The 16909-nt window shown below is 62.6% G+C and carries 16 protein-coding genes; 7 read left to right on the top strand and 9 right to left on the bottom strand.

The window, feature by feature from the left end:
- Window position 1: 1 nt before the first annotated feature.
- From P7C00_RS07145 to dinG, 4 genes are all read right to left on the bottom strand, one after another.
- On the bottom strand, window positions 2-1246 hold the full coding sequence (locus P7C00_RS07145) for an OmpA family protein (RefSeq protein WP_404938450.1): 1245 nt from the start codon (window positions 1244-1246) through the stop codon (window positions 2-4).
- A gap of 140 nt (window positions 1247-1386) precedes the next feature.
- Window positions 1387-2532, bottom strand: coding sequence for a serine hydrolase domain-containing protein (locus P7C00_RS07140; RefSeq protein WP_404938448.1), 1146 nt, complete (start codon window positions 2530-2532; stop codon window positions 1387-1389).
- Window positions 2533-2644: 112 nt separating this feature from the next.
- The gene (locus P7C00_RS07135) at window positions 2645-5044 is read right to left on the bottom strand and encodes a beta-galactosidase (protein WP_404938446.1); all 2400 of its coding nucleotides are present in this window, start codon (window positions 5042-5044) and stop codon (window positions 2645-2647) included.
- Window positions 5045-5137: 93 nt separating this feature from the next.
- Window positions 5138-7282, bottom strand: coding sequence for an ATP-dependent DNA helicase DinG (gene dinG / locus P7C00_RS07130; RefSeq protein WP_102878618.1), 2145 nt, complete (start codon window positions 7280-7282; stop codon window positions 5138-5140).
- Window positions 7283-7381: 99 nt separating this feature from the next.
- Between dinG and P7C00_RS07125 the strand changes: the two genes are divergently transcribed.
- Window positions 7382-7846: a CopD family protein gene (locus P7C00_RS07125; RefSeq protein WP_346635855.1), complete on the top strand. Its 465-nt coding sequence runs from the start codon at window positions 7382-7384 to the stop codon at window positions 7844-7846.
- A 56-nt stretch (window positions 7847-7902) separates the two neighbouring features.
- Here P7C00_RS07125 and P7C00_RS07120 read toward each other — a convergent pair whose 3' ends face one another.
- The 4 genes from P7C00_RS07120 to P7C00_RS07105 form a co-directional block, all read right to left on the bottom strand.
- Window positions 7903-8661, bottom strand: a complete 759-nt coding sequence (locus P7C00_RS07120; RefSeq protein ID WP_346635856.1) for a collagen-like protein — start codon at window positions 8659-8661, stop codon at window positions 7903-7905.
- On the bottom strand, window positions 8654-8935 hold the full coding sequence (locus P7C00_RS07115) for a DUF1145 domain-containing protein (protein WP_346635857.1): 282 nt from the start codon (window positions 8933-8935) through the stop codon (window positions 8654-8656). Before P7C00_RS07115 ends, P7C00_RS07120 begins: the two co-directional genes overlap by 8 nt.
- A gap of 139 nt (window positions 8936-9074) precedes the next feature.
- Entirely contained in the window at window positions 9075-9803 is a 729-nt protein-coding gene (locus P7C00_RS07110) for an OmpA family protein (protein ID WP_346635927.1), read from the bottom strand.
- An 89-nt stretch (window positions 9804-9892) separates the two neighbouring features.
- The gene (locus tag P7C00_RS07105) at window positions 9893-10582 is read right to left on the bottom strand and encodes an OmpA family protein (RefSeq protein ID WP_346635858.1); all 690 of its coding nucleotides are present in this window, start codon (window positions 10580-10582) and stop codon (window positions 9893-9895) included.
- Window positions 10583-10772: 190 nt separating this feature from the next.
- Here P7C00_RS07105 and P7C00_RS07100 point away from each other — a divergent pair, with 190 nt between their 5' ends.
- The 4 genes from P7C00_RS07100 to P7C00_RS07085 all read left to right on the top strand — a co-directional run bounded on the left by P7C00_RS07100 (window position 10773) and on the right by P7C00_RS07085 (window position 12513).
- Window positions 10773-11270 carry a DUF6231 family protein gene (locus P7C00_RS07100; protein WP_404938444.1) on the top strand — a complete coding sequence of 166 codons (498 nt, stop codon included), beginning with the start codon at window positions 10773-10775 and terminating at the stop codon, window positions 11268-11270.
- A 4-nt stretch (window positions 11271-11274) separates the two neighbouring features.
- Entirely contained in the window at window positions 11275-11751 is a 477-nt protein-coding gene (locus P7C00_RS07095; RefSeq protein ID WP_404938442.1) for a YchJ family protein, read from the top strand.
- Window positions 11752-11814: 63 nt separating this feature from the next.
- Window positions 11815-12300: an LEA type 2 family protein gene (locus P7C00_RS07090; protein WP_346635861.1), complete on the top strand. Its 486-nt coding sequence runs from the start codon at window positions 11815-11817 to the stop codon at window positions 12298-12300.
- A 6-nt stretch (window positions 12301-12306) separates the two neighbouring features.
- Window positions 12307-12513: an SEC-C metal-binding domain-containing protein gene (locus P7C00_RS07085; RefSeq protein WP_016965285.1), complete on the top strand. Its 207-nt coding sequence runs from the start codon at window positions 12307-12309 to the stop codon at window positions 12511-12513.
- A 49-nt stretch (window positions 12514-12562) separates the two neighbouring features.
- On the opposite strand, the gene P7C00_RS07080 is transcribed toward P7C00_RS07085, so the two are convergent.
- Window positions 12563-13111, bottom strand: a complete 549-nt coding sequence (locus P7C00_RS07080) for a cysteine hydrolase family protein (RefSeq protein ID WP_346635862.1) — start codon at window positions 13109-13111, stop codon at window positions 12563-12565.
- Window positions 13112-13256: 145 nt separating this feature from the next.
- Between P7C00_RS07080 and P7C00_RS07075 the strand changes: the two genes are divergently transcribed.
- Window positions 13257-13898, top strand: coding sequence for a glutathione binding-like protein (locus P7C00_RS07075; RefSeq protein ID WP_404938440.1), 642 nt, complete (start codon window positions 13257-13259; stop codon window positions 13896-13898).
- A gap of 243 nt (window positions 13899-14141) precedes the next feature.
- The gene (locus P7C00_RS07070; protein ID WP_404938438.1) at window positions 14142-16583 is read left to right on the top strand and encodes a penicillin acylase family protein; all 2442 of its coding nucleotides are present in this window, start codon (window positions 14142-14144) and stop codon (window positions 16581-16583) included.
- Window positions 16584-16909 lie beyond the last annotated feature (326 nt).

The raw sequence follows: 16909 nt of genomic DNA, 5'->3' as shown, positions 1-16909 counted from the left end.
ATCAGTTTTTAGCCTGAGCGGTAGCCGTAGTTTTCTTCGCTGGAGCTGCGGCTTTCTTCGCTGGAGCCTTCTTGGCTGCCGGCTTCTTGGCAACGGTGGACTTCTTCGCTGACGCTGCGGCCTTTTTGCCGGTGGCGGCAGGAACGGGCGGCTTGGCGTCCTGCACGGCGACCATTTCGGTCTCGGACGGCGTCGGCTGGTTGTACTTGCTCAGCAGGCCCAGCATGGTGCTGCGCTGGGTCAGCATGATTTCCACTCGACGGTTCAGCGAACGGCCTTGAGGACTGTCATTGGCTGCACGCGGCATGACCGAACCCATGCCACGCAGCATCAGGCGGTCCTGTTTCAAGCCACTGAGGCTGAAGATGGCAGCAACAGACTGGGCGCGATCACGGCTCAGCTTCTGGTTGGCCAGGGTCGGGCCAGTCGCATCGGCGTGGCCGAGAATCAGTACGGCAGTCTTGGGATCGCCTTCAACGGCCTTGGCCACGCGGGTGAATGGGCCCAGGGTTACCGGCAGCAGCATGGCTGGACGGTCCGGGTTGAAGGACGCGTCGACCAGCGCAGTCACTACCAGCACATTTTCACGACGCTCTATTTGCAGCTTGCTGTCCTTAACCGCTTCACGCAGGCGTGGCTCGTAGTCGTCCAGCCAGGCCTGGGTGATTTTCGGGTCGGGCATCGGGATGTCCGCCACGTTGACCTTGCTCAGTGGCTTGGGTTGGCTCTTGGCAAACGGCCACCACCAGTGGGTCTCGGAGTCTGCGGCCTTGGCAACTTCTGGAGCCGGAGCCGGCTCGGCCTTTTTGGCCTCAGCCACAGGCTTGTCGGCGGAATCCTTGGAAGAGAACGGCCACCACCAGTTGCTGCTCTCGGCCTTGGCGGCAGGAGCGGCAGGTGCTGCGGCTACAGGGGCAGGAGCAGGAGCTGGCTCGGCTGCTGCCGGCTTGGCGGCAACCGGAGCTTTGCCAGCTGGCGCCGCCTGCTTCGCGGAAGCGGTGGTTTTACCGGCAGCGGCCGCAGGAGCTGCGGGCTTGGCCGCCACTGCCGGCTTGCCCGCAGGAGCGGCAGGAGCTGGCGCTTCGGCTGTGACGGGTTTTTCAGCGGCCTGCGGGGCTTCCTTGCTGCTGGCCTTATCGGACCCGAACGACCACCAATGGCCGCCATCCGCTTCATTTTGTGGGGTTTGTGCACAACCAGTGACGGTCAGGCAGATGGCCAAGGCTAGAGACTTGTTCGACGACATGGGATATCCACAAAATGAGATAAAAAATTCGGTCTACATGACCGGTACAAACAGACGCTTGGAAATTATAAAAGCCACAGGGTTCCGTCCTGCAGCTTTCCAAGCATGTTTAAGCAAAAAAGTTCTTAACAGCAACCTTTTTACAGACAATCCGACAAAACCCGCACCAGCTTCTGTGCCCGGGGGTCCATCAATACATAAGGCCCCAGGGTATTTGTCACAAAACCGAATGCCACATCATGCTCAGGGTCAGCAAAACCGATGGAGCCCCCGGCCCCCGGATGCCCAAATGCCCGCGCGCCCAAGCCAAAAGTGGCATTGGCCACCTGAGGCTGGTCGAGCATGCAACCCAGGCCGAAGCGAGTCTGGGTCAACAACGTCTTGTCCATGCCCAGGCTGTGCTCTCGGGTCAGCTCTTCGAGCATATCGGCTTCCAGCAAGCTGCCATCGAGCAGGCCGCTGTAGAACCCGGCGAGGCTGCGGGCATTGCCGTGACCATTGGCCGCCGGTTGCTGCATGCGCCGCCACTCGGGTTTATTGGTGCTGGACAGGATAGACGGTGGATTGGTAAACGCCCGGGTAGTCATCGCATCCGGCTCGCGCATGGTCACTTGCAGCAGGCGCTGCGCCGCGGCGTCACCGACATTGCCTTTGCCACGGGCGATATGTGCCACCCGATGGAATTCCTCGTCAGCCAGGCCGACATGGAAGTCCAGCCCCAGAGGCGTGGCGACCCGGGCCACGATGGAGTCTCCCGCCCCGCGCCCATCGGCACGCCGGATCAACTCGCCGACCAGCCAGCCATAAGTGATGGCCGCGTAGCCGTGGCCCTCTCCCGGCGTCCACCAGGGCTGCTCGGCGGCCAGGGCATCGACCATGGTCTGCCAGTCGTAGAGGGCCTCGGCAGGCAGCAATTCGCGCAGGGCCGGCAAGCCCGCCTGATGACAGAGCAATTGGCGCAGGGTAATGGCGGCTTTGCCTGCCGCGGCGAATTCCGGCCAGTAATTGGCTACCGGCGCATCCAGCTTGAGCTTGCCTTCGGCCACCAATTGCAGGGCGGTGACCGCAGTGAACGTCTTGGTGCAGGAGAACAGGTTGGCGATGGTATCGCTGTGCCACGCCTCGGCACCGTCCTTGTCGGCGGTGCCGGCCCACAGATCAATGACCGTTTCCCCGCCGATCTGGATGCACAGCGCCGCGCCGCGCTCCTGGGGATCTTCGAAAAGCGCCGCGAAGGCTTCGCGTACCGCCTCGAATTTAAGTTCGTAATGACCTTGAATCTGCACCCTGACTCTCCCCACGACAATGCTCGACAACGTGGCGCGCATTGTTCCAGCCCTGAACCGATTTGGGAACAACCGACAGGGCTCCGCTCATTGATCCAGAGCCCTGGACAGATCAGTGGCCGTTGCCGGAGTGGCCACCGGCGCGCGCGCCCGCTTCCTTGGCTCCGCGGCCCTTGCCCTCATCCCCGGAGCCGTGTTCGGCAGCCGCTGCCTGTTGTGCCTGGACTCGGGCCTTTTGCGCCTCCTTGCCCAATTGATCCACAGCCTGCAGGTTGCTCTTGCGCACGCTGTCGACAAACCCCTGGAAGGGCACATCGGTAATCCCCACCAGACCAAAATGGCCGTTTTCACCATCCAGCAGACGCCCGGTTACAGGCTGGTCGAGATACTGGAACCAGTGCACACCGACAATCGATGGCTCGCTCACAGCCTGCTTGAGGAAATTGGCGTAGGCCGGTCCACGATCTTCCTCCCGGGCCAGTTCGGTCACGCCGCCCCAGAACGGGCCACGGTCCCGGGAGCCGAAATTGAACTCGGTCACCAGCACCGGCTTGTCCAGGCTGCGCAGGTACGCAAAGTCCTGACCGTCCTGAGGCTTGAGGGTGTACATGTTGAAGCTCAGCACATCGCAGTACTGGGCACAGGCCGCCACCGCTTCGGGGTTGCTGACGGCAAAGCGACCGCCCAGCAGCAGATGGTTGGGGGCATGCCACTTCAGCGAGTCGGCGATGGTCTTGAAATAGGTCTCGGCAAAGACTTTCTGGAAATACTTGAAGTCAGCCTCGATCTCCGGGTGCTCGGGACTTGGCTGCGGCGGTACGAACCCTGGGTCTTCCATCAACTCCCAGGCCGGCAGATCGATGCCCCAGGCTTTCGACAGGCCCGCCTGATTGCGGTATTTGTCCCGCAATTGCTTGAGGAAGGCCCGTTTGGCCGGCACATCGGTGGTCAGGCGCAGGGTGCCGTAAGCCAGGGCATAGCGGGCTTTCGGATCGTCACCGGGGCCGGCCCAGGCCAGCTCGTTGTCGGCAAAGTAGCCGATCAGCCAGGGATCGTCCCGATGGTCGCGGGCGGCGATGGCCACGGCGCGTTCAGTGGCCATGGCAAAGCGCGGATCGAAAGGGTCCGGCATGCCGCCCCACCAATCACTGCCCGTGCTGATGCTGGCGTAGTCACCAACGATGGACAACGGCAAAGTGTAGGGCACCCGGTCAGCCAACCCCAGCGCCGGCGCGCTCCAGTTGCCGATGGTGTTGAATCCCCAGGCCTGCAAGCGGTCCAGGGTGTGGCTGACCCAGCGTCGCTCATCGAAGGCCGGTGTCGCACATGGGACTGCGGCGGCTTCAGGCGCCGCTGGCTTGGGCTCGTTACTGGAGGCTTCGGCCGGGGCTTCGCTGCCCATCGCACAGGGGGCGCTGTAGGTGCGTTGCAGGTTGGCCCGATAGAAGTCGTACCAGCGGCCGGCGTTATAACCACGTCCCTGGTCGGCGCCGTTGCCGCCACGGTTGTCGCCCTCACCGTAGTAGCTCGCCAGAGGCTCGCCGTTCTTGGGCAAGGCGCTGAACATCCACTCACGCCCGGCGACATAGGTCTGGCTGTTGTCCGGGGCCACGGTGTTGACGCCCAGGGAGTAGAACGGGTGACCTTGCGGAGTTACCAGGAACCAGCGGCCATCACGTTTTTCCGTGCGGAAGAAGCCGCTGGCCTTGAAGCTCGGGCCCTTGTCCCAGCCGCCGAACTTGTCCAGGGAAGTCTTCTCGCGCTCGCCAAGCCACGCCTTGAGTTGCTGCTGCTCCTTGGCATCGGCCGCCTTGAGCTGATCGTCGCTGGCGATCTTTTCCGGCCAGCGGGCCCGGGTCGACTGGCCGTAGCCATCCACCAGAGAACCGTAGACCGCCCTGACCACGCCCTCGCCATCCTGCACGCCAAAACGTTCGAGGAGGATACTCTGGGCGGCTTTGGGGCTATCCAGAGACAAGGTCACCGACACCACCTGGCTGCGGTCCAATTGCCCTTCGCTGCTGGCCAGCAGGATGCGCTGGCCGTCCACGGTCATCGGCATCGGCGGTGCGGCCTTCATGCCCTGGCTCAGAGGAGTACTGGCCACCAGCGGCACCAGCAGGGTCTGCGCCGGACCCGCCGGCAGATCGACGCGGCTGACCAGGGTCTTGCCGTCGTTGCTTTGAATGGTCACATAGAGGGTCAAGGCCCAGTTCATCGCGCTCTGGATGCGTAGGCTCATCATCCCCGACTGCGACCAGTCCCAGGCGCCGCTTTGTGGGCTCAGACTCAGGCTGGGCCGACTGGTCGGGTTGAAGGTGATTCGCCGCAGCACTTCACCTTCGGCCGTTTGCTCCGCATTGGACTGTGGCAGGCTGGCATCTTGTGTCGCCACCTGCACCACAGCGGCAGGCCGGACAAAGTTGAACAGCGTCTGTTGGCCGGCAGGGGCCGCCAGGACGGGGGCGGCAAACAACAGGGCAAGTACAGCGGGCAACGAACGGCGAATCATATGAACCTGGCTCTCCCTAAAGACCGATAAACGGCCGGTGCTGAAGCGGTGACATGAAATAGACAGCACGGCGCGCAAAGGTGCGCGCCTTGCTTAAGATATTTCTCGGCGAAATGGCGGCAAGGCATTGAGGATAGCCTTGCCGTAGCGCTGGGTGACCAGTCGGCGGTCCAGCAGGGTGATGGTGCCGCGGTCCTGCTCGGTACGCAGCAGGCGGCCGCAGGCCTGAACCAGCTTGAGAGAAGCATCCGGCACCGAGATCTCCATGAATGGATTGCCGCCCCGGGCCTCGATCCACTCCGCCAGCGCCGCTTCCACCGGATCATCCGGTACCGAGAACGGAATCTTGGCGATCACCACGTGTTCACAATAGGCACCGGGCAAGTCCACCCCTTCGGCAAAGCTCGCCAAGCCAAACAGCACGCTGGAATCGCCACCGTCGACCCGGGCCTTGTGCTTGTTGAGGGTTTCCTGCTTGGACAGGTTGCCCTGGATGAACACTTGCTTGCGCCAGTCACGGTCCAGGCCGTCGAACACGTCCTGCATCTGCTTGCGCGAGGAGAACAGCACCAGGGTGCCCCGGGAGCCCTCCACCAGTTCCGGCAGGTCGCGGATGATTGCTGCGGTATGCGCCGGTGCATCCCGCGGGTCGGCGCGCAGGTCGGGAACGCGCAACACCCCGGCATCGGCGTGATGGAACGGGCTGGGGACCACCGCCGTCACGGCTTTCTTCGGCAGTCCGGCACGCATGCGGAAGCGGTCGAAGGTGCCCAGGGCGGTCAGGGTCGCCGAAGTCACCAGGGCGCCGTAGGCCACGTTCCACAGATTGCGCCGGAGCATCTCCGCCGCAAGGATCGGGCTGGCATTGACCTCGATGTCGAACAGCGAACCGCTCTCGGCCAGGGTCAGCCAACGGGCCATGGGCGGGTTGTCTTCCGGGTCTTCGATGGTGAACGCGGTCCACAGTTCCCAGTTGCCCGAAGCCCGCGCCAGCAGGCTACCGAACAGCGGATACCACTCTTCGGCCTGGTTGCTGGCGATGCCGATATTGACCTCGCCATCCATGCCTTCCTTGAGCAGCTCGGTGAGGCGGGTGAACAGATCGGTGAGACGGGAGAACCCCTTCTTCAACTCGATGCCCATCTCGCGCATGTGGTCGGGGATCAGCCCGCCGACGAAGCGATGGCGTGGCCGCTCACGGCCTTCCATGTCTTCGCCGGTCTTGAAGTCGGCGATCTGCTCGCAGGCGCTGAACATGAACTGCTGCTGGGTCTTGATCTCCCGCGCCAGCTCCGGCACTTGCTCGATCAAGCGCCCCAAGTCCCCCGGCAGCGGGTGCTGGGCCAGCAACTTGGTGAGGTTCTTGGCGGTCTGCTCCAGCCAGTCGGCGGTGGAGCGCAACCGGGTGTAATGGGCGAAGTGGCCGATGGCCTTGTCCGGCAGGTGGTGGCCTTCGTCGAACACATAGAGAGTGTCGCGCGGGTCCGGCAGTACCGCGCCGCCGCCCAGGGCCAGGTCGGCCAGGACCATGTCGTGGTTGGTGACGATCACGTCCACCTTGCCCATGCCTTCCCGGGCCTTGTAGAAGGCGCACTGGCCGAAGTTCGGGCAATGTCGATTGGTGCACTGGCTGTGGTCGGTGGTCAGACGTGCCCAATCGGCGTCTTCCAGGGCGGTGGGCCAGCTGTCGCGGTCACCGTCCCATTTATTCCCGGCGAGCTTCTCGATCATGCTGGTGAACAGCTTCTGGCTGGCTTCATCGACCTCGATCTTGAAGCCTTCTTCCTCGAACAGCTGGGCGGTGGCGGTCTGGGCGTGACCTTCCTGAAGCAACATGTCGAGCTTGGACAGGCACATATAGCGCCCGCGGCCCTTGGCCAGGGAGAAGCTGAAGTTCAGCCCGCTGTTGCGCATCAGGTCCGGCAGGTCCTTGTAGACGATCTGTTCCTGCAGGGCGACGGTGGCGGTGGCGATTACCAGGCGCTTGCCGGCGGCCTTGGCCGTGGGAATGGCCGCCAGACTGTAGGCCACGGTCTTGCCGGTACCGGTCCCGGCCTCCACCGCGACCACCGCCGGGTCGCCACTGCGCCGGCCCTCGTCGTCGGTGTCGATATCACCCAGGACCTTGGCCACTTCGGCGATCATCAGGCGCTGGCCGTAACGCGGCTTGAGGCTCTTGGCTTCGAGAAAACGCGAGTAGGCGCCCTGGATCGTGGTTTTGAGTTCGTTGCTGATCATGGTTTTTCGGGCGCACAAAACGCTGGATAAATTTTCAGTGGTTCGAATCGGCCGCTATCATACCCCGCTAATTCATGTCGCGCAGAACGGAGTACCCGAATGACCGCTTTCGCCCTTGCCTACACCCTGCATGTACTGGCCGCCCTGGTCTGGGTGGGCGGCATGTTTTTCGCCTGGATGGTCCTGCGCCCGGCAGCCGTGGCGGCCCTAGAGGGACCGGCGCGACTACAGCTCTGGGCGCAAGTGTTTCCGCGTTTTTTCGTCTGGGTCTGGGCAGCGGTGGTGCTGTTGCCGATCAGCGGTATCGGCCTGCTGCACCTGCGCTTCAGCGGTTTTGAAACCGCACCGCGTTATGTGCAAGTGATGATGGGGGTTTACCTGGTGATGACCGCCCTGTTCATCCGTATCCAATCCCTGCAACTGCCGGAGTTGCACAAGGCGGTAGCGGCCCAGGACTGGCCGATCGCTGCGGCGGCGTTGGGGAAGATCCGTCGCCTGGTGGGCATCAATCTGATCATTGGTCTGCTGCTGGTCGCCCTGGCTGCGGCACGGCCAACCTTCTGAAAGCAACCGCCCGCTACAGGAGCGGGCGGCTGGAAGCATCCATCTTTCGAGGCTGACTACAAACGCTGGACCGTCAGCGACCCCGCCTCGCCTGCGGGCCCTGGCTGCCCCTGAGCACCGGGACGCCCGCTTTTGCCGCCGTCGGTTCGGTAGACCAGGCAGCCCTTGGACTTGCCCCCGGCCCCCGGCTTGCCGCCGGCACCGGCCAGGCCGCCCGCGCCGCCATCGACCAGGACCTTGATTTGCTCGCTGGGGTAATCACGGGGCAACTCCACCCGGACCTGGGCGCCCGAAGCCCCCGGCCGGCCGTCACCGCCGTTGTCACCGTCGGCGCCGCGCCCGGCCTGCCCCCAGGTGCAACCCGGCTCCTGGCCATTGGCTCCGTCGAGGCCGACATAACCGGGAGCACCCGTGCCACCACGGGCGTCCACGGACAGTTGCTCGGCCTTCAAGGACTCGATTCGCAGGTTCAGATTGCGCCCCGGCTTGGCCACTTTCTCATAGGTGCCCGGCGCACCACGGGAACTGATCTGACTGCCGTTCTCCAACTGCGCATGCCGGATAATCAGTTGCAGGCTTTGCCCGGTAGGCACGATGGCAATCCGCGCGTCACGCCCCAGGCGCAGTTCGTCGACCTTGAGCTCGGTGACATTGGCCGGGATCAGCAGGGTGCCGTAATCCGCCACGTCCAGACGCTCCAGCTGCAGGGTGCTGGCGGTATTGGGCAGGCGCATGAAGGAGTTGGTTTCGACCTGGACCACCTGGGCCACGGCTAGAGGACTGCAGAACAGGGCCAGCAGGCAAAACTTACGCATGGTCGGTCTCGACAACAGGAGCAACAGCGGGAAGGGTTTGCAGGTGGAAGATCCCCACCAGCAGGATTTGTAAACGATCACGCCAGGGATATGGACGATCCTTGAGGCTGCCGTTGAACAGCAACAGTTCCAGCAAATGGGTCAAAAGCAACAGGCTACCCGCCAGGTTGACCAGCAGGTGCAACGGATTGACCAATGGCTTGACCATATTGATCAGCACCACCAGCCAAAAGACCAAGGTCAGAAATTTTCCCATCCCCCATAAGACCTTCATACGCTCCCCTTGTGAATTATTCTTTGCGCGCACAGTAACGACTTACCCCGGGGATACGCCAGAGGGCGATGAAAATTCTTCCCGAAGCGTCTGTTTAGCGGCCCGATCGGCGAGGATCGCCGACCCGAGCCGCCTGGTTTCAACGTTGGATATGCAGTTCCACGCGGCGATTCTTTGCTCGCCCCTGCTCACTGTCGTTATCCGCTACCGGCTGACTTTCTCCCAGGCCCTGGCTGCTGATCTTGTCCGACGCCAAGCCCTGTCCAACAAGAAAGGCCACGACACTGCTGGCTCGACGTTCCGATAGTTTCTGGTTGTAGGCATCGGAACCCTGGCTGTCGGTATGCCCGAGCACCTTGATGCTCACCACATCGGCATTGGCCAGCTTGGCCATCAGCCCCTGCAACTGGTTGCGGGCCTCGGCAGTCAACTCCGCGGAGTCGAAGGCGAACAGCACATTGCCCTGATCACTGAGGGTGATCACTTCCGCAGGGGCTGCAGCCTCGGGCTCCGGCGCCTTGACCACCGCCGGATACTGGGGCAGCGGGCACCCGCGATCGTCCACCGCGGTGTTGGACGGGGTGTCCGGGCAATGATCACGACGATCGAATACCCCATCGCCATCCTCATCACCATCCTGGGCGTAACAGATCAAGCCACCACCGATCAGCCCAAGGGCCGCACCTCCAGCCGCCCAGCTACCACTCTCGATCGCTCCCAAGCCACCGCCGGCCAGGCCACCGAGCAGGCTGCAGATGGGCCAGGTGCGTTGGTTGAGGGGGGCAGTACCATCACTGTGGGTTGCGCAACCTGTCAGCAGGCCGCCGAGCAACAGGACCGGGAACACGGTCCGAGGGAGAAGGTTCATCATGAATACTCCTGTGTCACCGGCAAGACCGGTCACACAGGAGTAAAGACTGCCATCGACGGCGACACAAGCCGCGCAGGCATAGGCTTTCAACGGTTGATCTGGATCTCCGTACGACGGTTCATCGCCCGGCCTTCGGCAGTCTTGTTGTCCGCCACCGGCTTGCTTTCACCGGCTCCGGTCACTGACACGAAACTGTTGCGAGGAATACCGTTGCTGATCAGGTAGTCCACGACCGAGTGGGCACGCTTGTCCGAGAGTTTCTGGTTGTAGGCATCGCTGCCGACGCTGTCGGTGTGGCCGGTCACGCGCAATTGTGCAGTCGGCGCTTCCTGTTTCAGGCGGCTCACTACGGTGTTGAGCTTGGTCTTGTCGGCGTCGGTCAACTTGGCCGAGTCGAAATGGAAGTACACATCGCGAATGACGATGGTTTCTTCCTTGACCACCACGACTTCTTCCACCACTGGTGGCGGCGGTGGGCAACCATTGGCATCGACCTGCACGCCTTTGGGGGTATGTGGACACTTGTCACGGCTGTCCGGCACGCCATCGCCGTCTTCATCGCCATCACCTTTTACCCAGCAGTAGGCACCTGCCAGACCACCGACCACCAATGCGCCACCGCCCGCCCACGAGGCGCTTTCGGTGGCGCCCAACGCCGCGCCCGTGACGCCGCCGACTGCGGCGCAGATTGGCCAGTCGGTTTTCTGCAAACCTGCACAACCAGTCAACACACTGGTTAACAGAACCAAGGGTACTGCCGTCCGAATGATGCTCATCTGATTTCTCCTGAGGGATCGGCTCGAGGCCGATTCACGGAGTAAAGACTGCGCATTTCAACTGCGCCAGCACCGGGCTATCACTGATTTCGCCCCGTAAATACGGGAGGTTCGCCGATTTAGTGGCGAACCGCTCTAGGCCCAAGGGTGCCGGCACGCTAGTCTTGGGCGTTCTGATCGAGGAGCTAAAATGAGCGCCGGAATTTCTACCCGTACTCCCCAGCAGGCTCTGGCGGCCTTACTGGACCGTTACGCCCCCCAACAATTGCTGCTGATCGGCGCCAGCGACTTCCCCGCCCTGGCCGCATTCAAGGAGGCTCACCCCGGTACCGAGGTGGCGCAGGCGGCCCCCGGCCCCTTGCCTGCGGAGCTGGCTGCTCGGCGTTTCGACCTGGCTCTGGCAGTGGACTGCCTGGAGCATCTGCCCAAGCGCGATGGTCTGAACCTGCTTGGGGGCATTCGCAACCTCAATGCCAGCCGGATTGCCGTGCTGGCCGACCTGTGTGCCTGCGGTTGGCAGGAGACCGACTTTTTCTCCCTGGCCCTGCAGGCCAGTGAACGCTTCCAGCGGGACGAACAGGTACTGACCCTGTTTACCTACGATCTGCTTGAATACAAACAAGTGCCCGACTGGCTCAACTCTCGCTTCTGGGCGAACCCGGAAAACTTTGGAAAGTATTGGTGGTAACACAATGAGCGCCTCGATTTGTCCTTGTGGCAGCGGCAACCTCCTGGATGCCTGCTGCGGCCACTACCATGCCGGCCATCCCGCCCCTTGCGCCGAAGCCCTGATGCGCTCGCGCTACAGCGCCTATGTACTGGGGCAGGTGGATTACCTGCTGGCCACCACACTGCCGATACAACAGGCAGGCCTGGATCGCCAATCCATCAGTGACTGGAGCGCACAAAGCACCTGGCTGGGGCTGGAGGTGGAAAGCTCGGAGGTCTTCGGCGGTCAGCCGGAACATGCCTTCGTCACCTTCACTGCTCGCTGGCATGACAGCCAGGGCGAACACAGCCATCGCGAACGCTCGTCCTTCGTGCAGAATCAGGGACGCTGGTACTTCATCGAGCCCACGGTGCCCCTGAATGCCGGGCGCAATGACGCCTGCCCCTGTGGCAGCGGGCAAAAATTCAAGAAGTGCTGCGCCGGCTATTTCACACGCTGAGCCTTTGCAGGCCAGGCACCCCAAGCCCAGGACGGGTACAGGGGGTTCAAAGGGAGTCTTGCAATGATCGGTGAGCTGCGCGCATTACGGGCCGTCTGCCTGCTCGGACTGCTGAGCCTGTCGGGGTGCGTGTCCTGGTTCACCGATGAGAACCTGGACCCTGCGGTACACCTGGTCGAGGTCGAGGTGGTCAAGGCCAACCTGCTGGAGCAGCGCTTCACCCTGCACCTGCGGGTCGACAACCCCAATGACAGCGACCTGACGGTGCGCCGCCTGACCTACCGGGTCTACCTGGAGCGCTTTCTGCTCAGCGAGGGCGAGCACGAACACTGGTTCACCGTCTCGCCCCACAGCAGCCGCTTCTTCAAAGTCCCGGTGCGGACCAACCTGTGGCCGCAGATTCGCGATGTGGTGAAACTGTTGCGCAAGCCCGAACGGCCGATCCCCTATCGCCTCGAAGGCGAGCTGGAAATCGGATTATTCATCGGCCAGGACGTGCACCTGAAGCGCAATGGCGTGATAATTCCCGGTGATTTTATCCCGGAGTAACCTGCAATGACCCAGCAACCTCATGTCCATGGCCCTGACTGCAACCACGATCATGACCACCACGACCATGATCATGACCATGGCCATGTTCACGGTCCGCACTGCAACCACGCCCACCAGGAGCCGGTACGCAACGCGCTGAAAGACGTTGGCCGCAACGATCCTTGCCCATGCGGCAGCAGCAAGAAGTTCAAGAAGTGCCACGGCGCTTGATCTGATCGCGGGAGAGGCTTGTCCGCGCGACTTCGCCGTCCGACCTCTCCTAAAAAAGCTGCGCCAGGTTCAATACCGTGGCGTACTCGCCGTGCAGGTTGGCCAGCGACATGTCATGCACTTCCTCGGCAGAACGGGCGCGACCGGCGAAGTCGAGCTTGTCGAAGGTAAAGCAGGCGTCGGCCACTACCCATACCGCAAAGCCCAGGTTACCGGCGGTTCTCGCCGTCGACTCCACCGAGTTGTTGGTGGCAACACCGACTATCACCAACTGTCCGATCCCCTGTCGGCGCAGATCCGCCTCCAGCGAGGTGCCACAAAAAGCATCCGGCACCTGTTTCTGAATCAGCCCCTCCCCCGTTTGCGGGCGAAAGCGCGGCTGAAACTCCACACCGGACTGCCCGGGCCAGAACACCGAATCCGTCGAGCGCGACAGATGCTGCACATGGATCACCGGCCAACCCCGGGTGCGCCAATGGGCCAGCAACTCGAGCATCCGCTCTTCTGCCTCAGGATTGTTTCGTGGACCGAGCCGGGGGTGCAGGATGCCTTGCTGTTGATCGATGAGTATCAGCGCCGTGTCGGCCGGAATGGGCATTGAGCATTCTCCGTTGGAGCATCATTGAATTTTGCCGACTTCAACATCACCTTCTGTTTCAGGCAAGCCACCCATTGCACACAGGACGACCTAATGCCGGAGTTTGCTGTCGTTTAACAAGGACCCATTCCTTTTGGAGCGCTGCATGATCGATCTGTACTACTGGACCACCCCCAACGGCCACAAGATCTCCCTGTTCCTGGAAGAAGCCGGCCTGCCCTACACCCTGTACCCGGTCAACATTGGCCTGGGCGAACAGTTCAAGCCGCAATTCCTGAAGATCGCTCCCAACAACCGCATTCCGGCCATCGTCGACCATGAACCGGCAGATGGCGGCGCACCGCTGTCGCTGTTCGAGTCCGGGGCGATCCTTTTGTACCTGGCGGAAAAAACCGGACAGTTCCTGCCCCAGGACCTGCGGGGGCGTCAGGAAGCCCTGCAATGGCTGTTCTGGCAAATGGGTGGGCTGGGGCCGATGGCCGGACAGAACCATCACTTCAGCCAGTCCGCCCCGGAAAAGATCCCCTACGCCATCAAACGCTATGTGGACGAAACGGCGCGGCTGTATGGCGTGCTGGACCGGCGCCTGGCAGACCGGGCGTTCGTCGCCGGCAGTGACTACAGCATTGCCGATATGGCGATCTATCCGTGGATCGCGTCGTACAAGAAACAGAGCCAGAAACTCGAGGACTTCCCTCATCTGCAGCGCTGGTTCAACAGCATCCAGGGGCGGCCGGCTACCGAGCGCGCCTACGCCCTGGTCGAGCAGGTCAATCCCGCCTCTTGAGCCTTGCACCGGCCAGCTCCTGTAGGTGCTGGCTTGCCAGTGAATGGCCTGCAAAGGCCAGGCCGGGCTCCAAGGCCTCTTCGCCGGCGAGCCGGCTCCTACGGGTTTGGCCAGCTACCGACGCGCCGGCGATAACTATTTGTGGCGCGCTCGAGAAATACCTCCTGCCCCCGCTTGCGCGGCACTCGCCTGCTCACTAACGTAGCGCCTTTATCGACGCTACCCCCCCGCAGGAGCTTTGCCATGGCCTCGCCAGCCCTCTCACATTTTCTTCCCCGGTTCGGCGTTGCCGCGGCAGTGGCCGGTGCTCTCAGCCTGGCCGGTTGCCAGTCCTGGAACACCCAAAACAGCCTGCCACCCACCTCGGGCGTACAGCCCCTCAAGGGCCTGGCGCAGAACGTTTCGGTCAGACGTAGCGCCGTCGGTGTACCGCTGATCGAAAGCAACAGCTTCCACGACGCGCTCTTCACCCTGGGCTATGTACACGCCAGTGATCGTATCGAGCAGATGGTCACCCTGCGCCTGCTGGCCCAGGGCCGCCTGGCGGAGATGTCCGGCGCCGAGGTGCTGGAAGTCGACCGCCTGATGCGTGCGGTGAACCTGAAGAAAAGCGCCGACGAGCTGTACAAGGCCTCGTCGCCACGGATCAAACGTTTCTTCGAGGTCTACGCACGGGGCGTCAACGCCTATCTGTTCCGCTACCGCGACAAGCTGCCGCCAGACCTCGCCGCTCGTGGCTACATTCCTGAATACTGGAAGGCCGAGGACTCGGCACTGATCTTCTGCCTGCTGAATTTCGGCCAGTCCGCCAATCTGCTGGAAGAGATCAACAGCCTGGTACTGGCGCAAAAGGTCGGCAGCGACAAACTGCCCTGGCTGACCCCGAGCTACCCCGATGAGCCGCTGCCCATGGCCGAGGCCGACAAGCTCAAGGGGCTGGCATTGCATGTGCCGGGTTTGAGCGAACTGAGCCTGGCTGCCAAGCAGATGTCGGCCCTCAATTCACTGGGCGTCACCGCCGGCAGCAACCTGGCTGTCGCCCCGCAGCGCACTCGCAGCGGTCGCAGCCTGCTGGCCAGCGACAGCCAGATCAGCGCCTGGTACTACGTACAGATCCGCGCACCGAAATATCAGGCAGCTGGGGCCTCGATCGCCGGTTTACCGACCATTGTGCAAGGATTCAACGGCAAGCTGGCCTGGAGCATGAGCTCGGCGATGGGCGACAACCAGGACCTGTTCCTGGAAAAACTCAAGCGTCAGGGCAATGCCCTGTACTACCAGAACAACGGAAAATGGCAGCCGGTCATCGTTCGCAACGAGACCTACTTCGTCAAAGGCCAGCGGCCGATTCGCGAAGCCGTGTACGAAACCCGCCACGGTCCATTGCTCAACAGCACCCTGGGGATCAACGCCAACAATGCCCTGGCCAGTGGCTACGGCCTGGCGCTGCAAATGCCGGAGCTCAAGGACGACAAGAGCCTGGATGCTTTCTTCGATCTGTCACGGGCACAGAATGTGGAGAAGGCCTCCGACGCCAGCCGCGAGATCCGCGCCATTGCCCTGAATATGGTCTATGCCGATGCCAGCAACATCGGCTGGCAGGTCACCGGGCGCTTCCCCAACCGCCGCGAGGGCGAAGGCCTGCTGCCCTCTCCCGGCTGGGACGGACGCTATGACTGGGATGGCTACGCCGACCCGATGCTCCACCCTTATGACCAGGACCCGGCGCAAGGCTGGATCGCCACCGCCAACCAGCGGGTGATCTCCCGCGGTTATGGCATGCAGCTCTCCAACTCCTGGGAGGCTCCGGAGCGGGCCGAGCGCATCGGCCAATGGCTGTCGGGCGGCAAGCAGGACAACCGCAGCCTGATTGCCCTGCAGTACGACCAGACCACCCTGTTCGCGGCCAAGTTGAAAAAGATGTTCGAGGCGCCGGGCATGGCCCAGCCGCTGAAAAACGCCATCGACACCCTGCCCGATGCAGACCGCGCCAAGGCCCGGGAAGCCTACAGCCGGCTGATGGCGTTCGACGGCAAGCTCAGTGCCGGCTCCGCCGACGCCGCACTCTACGAACTGTTCCTCCAGGAAAGCGCCAAGCAGACCTTCCTCAAACAGCTCGGCCCAGAGCCCGGCGTCGCCTGGCAGGCCTTCGTTGCCAACGCGGGCCTGTCCTATTCGGCCCAGGCCGACCATCTTCTGAGCCGGGAAGACAGCCCGTTCTGGGGCGACTCGCGTAACGGGCAAAAAGAGGACAAGCCGGCCATTCTCGCCCGCAGCCTGGCGGCGGCCGTCAGTTCGGGCGAGCAACTGCTGGGCACGGACCGCAAGGCCTGGCAGTGGGGCAAGTTGCACAGCTACCACTGGACCTACAACAATGGCCAGACAATGCGCGGCCCGTTGCAGGCCGGTGGCGACCAGAACACCGTCAACAGCGCCGGCTATCGCTGGGGACAGGACTTTGCCATTACCACGACCCCGGCCCTGCGTTTCGTCGTCGACTTCGCGCTGAGCGAGCCGCTGATGGGTCTCAACAGCAGTGGCCAATCCAGCAACCCGGTGAGCCCGAACTACGCCAACGGCATCGACGGCTGGCTCAAGGCCCAGTACCTGAGTTTCCCGATGCAGCCGCAGAACTTCGAGCGCAGCTACGGCAAGACCCGCCTGACCCTGGTCCCGGGCAAGTAGCCTTCACGACCGAACCCGCCGGCGCATCCTGCGTCAGCGGGTTTGCCCCATAACGATCACTGTTCAATCCCTCCAGTTGCGATCAAGTCGGCAGACATCCGCTCTGCTCCGGCCTGCGGCCCACTTGCGGCCATCGCGCCCCCTCTTGGCGCCACACCACCAACACGCCCCCTTTCAGTGCACGACAGGCATTGTGCAAGCGCGATCAGCAGCTTTTAAAACACCTGTTCGGGACTCTGGTTCGGAAATTGCTACTTTCAATAAGTCTTATGCGTTCCAGTAACAGTACTCATGCGCCACAAGCGCTCATATTGGTTCTTAGGGAT

Source organism: Pseudomonas sp. JDS08PS003 (assembly GCF_045013505.1).
Classification (GTDB): Bacteria; Pseudomonadota; Gammaproteobacteria; order Pseudomonadales; family Pseudomonadaceae; genus Aquipseudomonas; species Aquipseudomonas protegens_B.
This window is presented reverse-complemented; position numbering and strand designations above follow the sequence as displayed.

Coding starts and splice junctions, on each gene's coding strand:
- P7C00_RS07145 (WP_404938450.1), bottom strand. CDS start 1,246: ATGTCGTCGAACAAGTCTCTAGCCTTGGCCATCTGCCTGACCGTCACT.
- P7C00_RS07135 (WP_404938446.1), bottom strand. CDS start 5,044: ATGATTCGCCGTTCGTTGCCCGCTGTACTTGCCCTGTTGTTTGCCGCC.
- dinG (WP_102878618.1), bottom strand. CDS start 7,282: ATGATCAGCAACGAACTCAAAACCACGATCCAGGGCGCCTACTCGCGT.
- P7C00_RS07125 (WP_346635855.1), top strand. CDS start 7,382: ATGACCGCTTTCGCCCTTGCCTACACCCTGCATGTACTGGCCGCCCTG.
- P7C00_RS07120 (WP_346635856.1), bottom strand. CDS start 8,661: ATGCGTAAGTTTTGCCTGCTGGCCCTGTTCTGCAGTCCTCTAGCCGTG.
- P7C00_RS07115 (WP_346635857.1), bottom strand. CDS start 8,935: ATGAAGGTCTTATGGGGGATGGGAAAATTTCTGACCTTGGTCTTTTGG.
- P7C00_RS07110 (WP_346635927.1), bottom strand. CDS start 9,803: ATGAACCTTCTCCCTCGGACCGTGTTCCCGGTCCTGTTGCTCGGCGGC.
- P7C00_RS07105 (WP_346635858.1), bottom strand. CDS start 10,582: ATGAGCATCATTCGGACGGCAGTACCCTTGGTTCTGTTAACCAGTGTG.
- P7C00_RS07100 (WP_404938444.1), top strand. CDS start 10,773: ATGAGCGCCGGAATTTCTACCCGTACTCCCCAGCAGGCTCTGGCGGCC.
- P7C00_RS07095 (WP_404938442.1), top strand. CDS start 11,275: ATGAGCGCCTCGATTTGTCCTTGTGGCAGCGGCAACCTCCTGGATGCC.
- P7C00_RS07090 (WP_346635861.1), top strand. CDS start 11,815: ATGATCGGTGAGCTGCGCGCATTACGGGCCGTCTGCCTGCTCGGACTG.
- P7C00_RS07085 (WP_016965285.1), top strand. CDS start 12,307: ATGACCCAGCAACCTCATGTCCATGGCCCTGACTGCAACCACGATCAT.
- P7C00_RS07080 (WP_346635862.1), bottom strand. CDS start 13,111: ATGCCCATTCCGGCCGACACGGCGCTGATACTCATCGATCAACAGCAA.
- P7C00_RS07075 (WP_404938440.1), top strand. CDS start 13,257: ATGATCGATCTGTACTACTGGACCACCCCCAACGGCCACAAGATCTCC.
- P7C00_RS07070 (WP_404938438.1), top strand. CDS start 14,142: ATGGCCTCGCCAGCCCTCTCACATTTTCTTCCCCGGTTCGGCGTTGCC.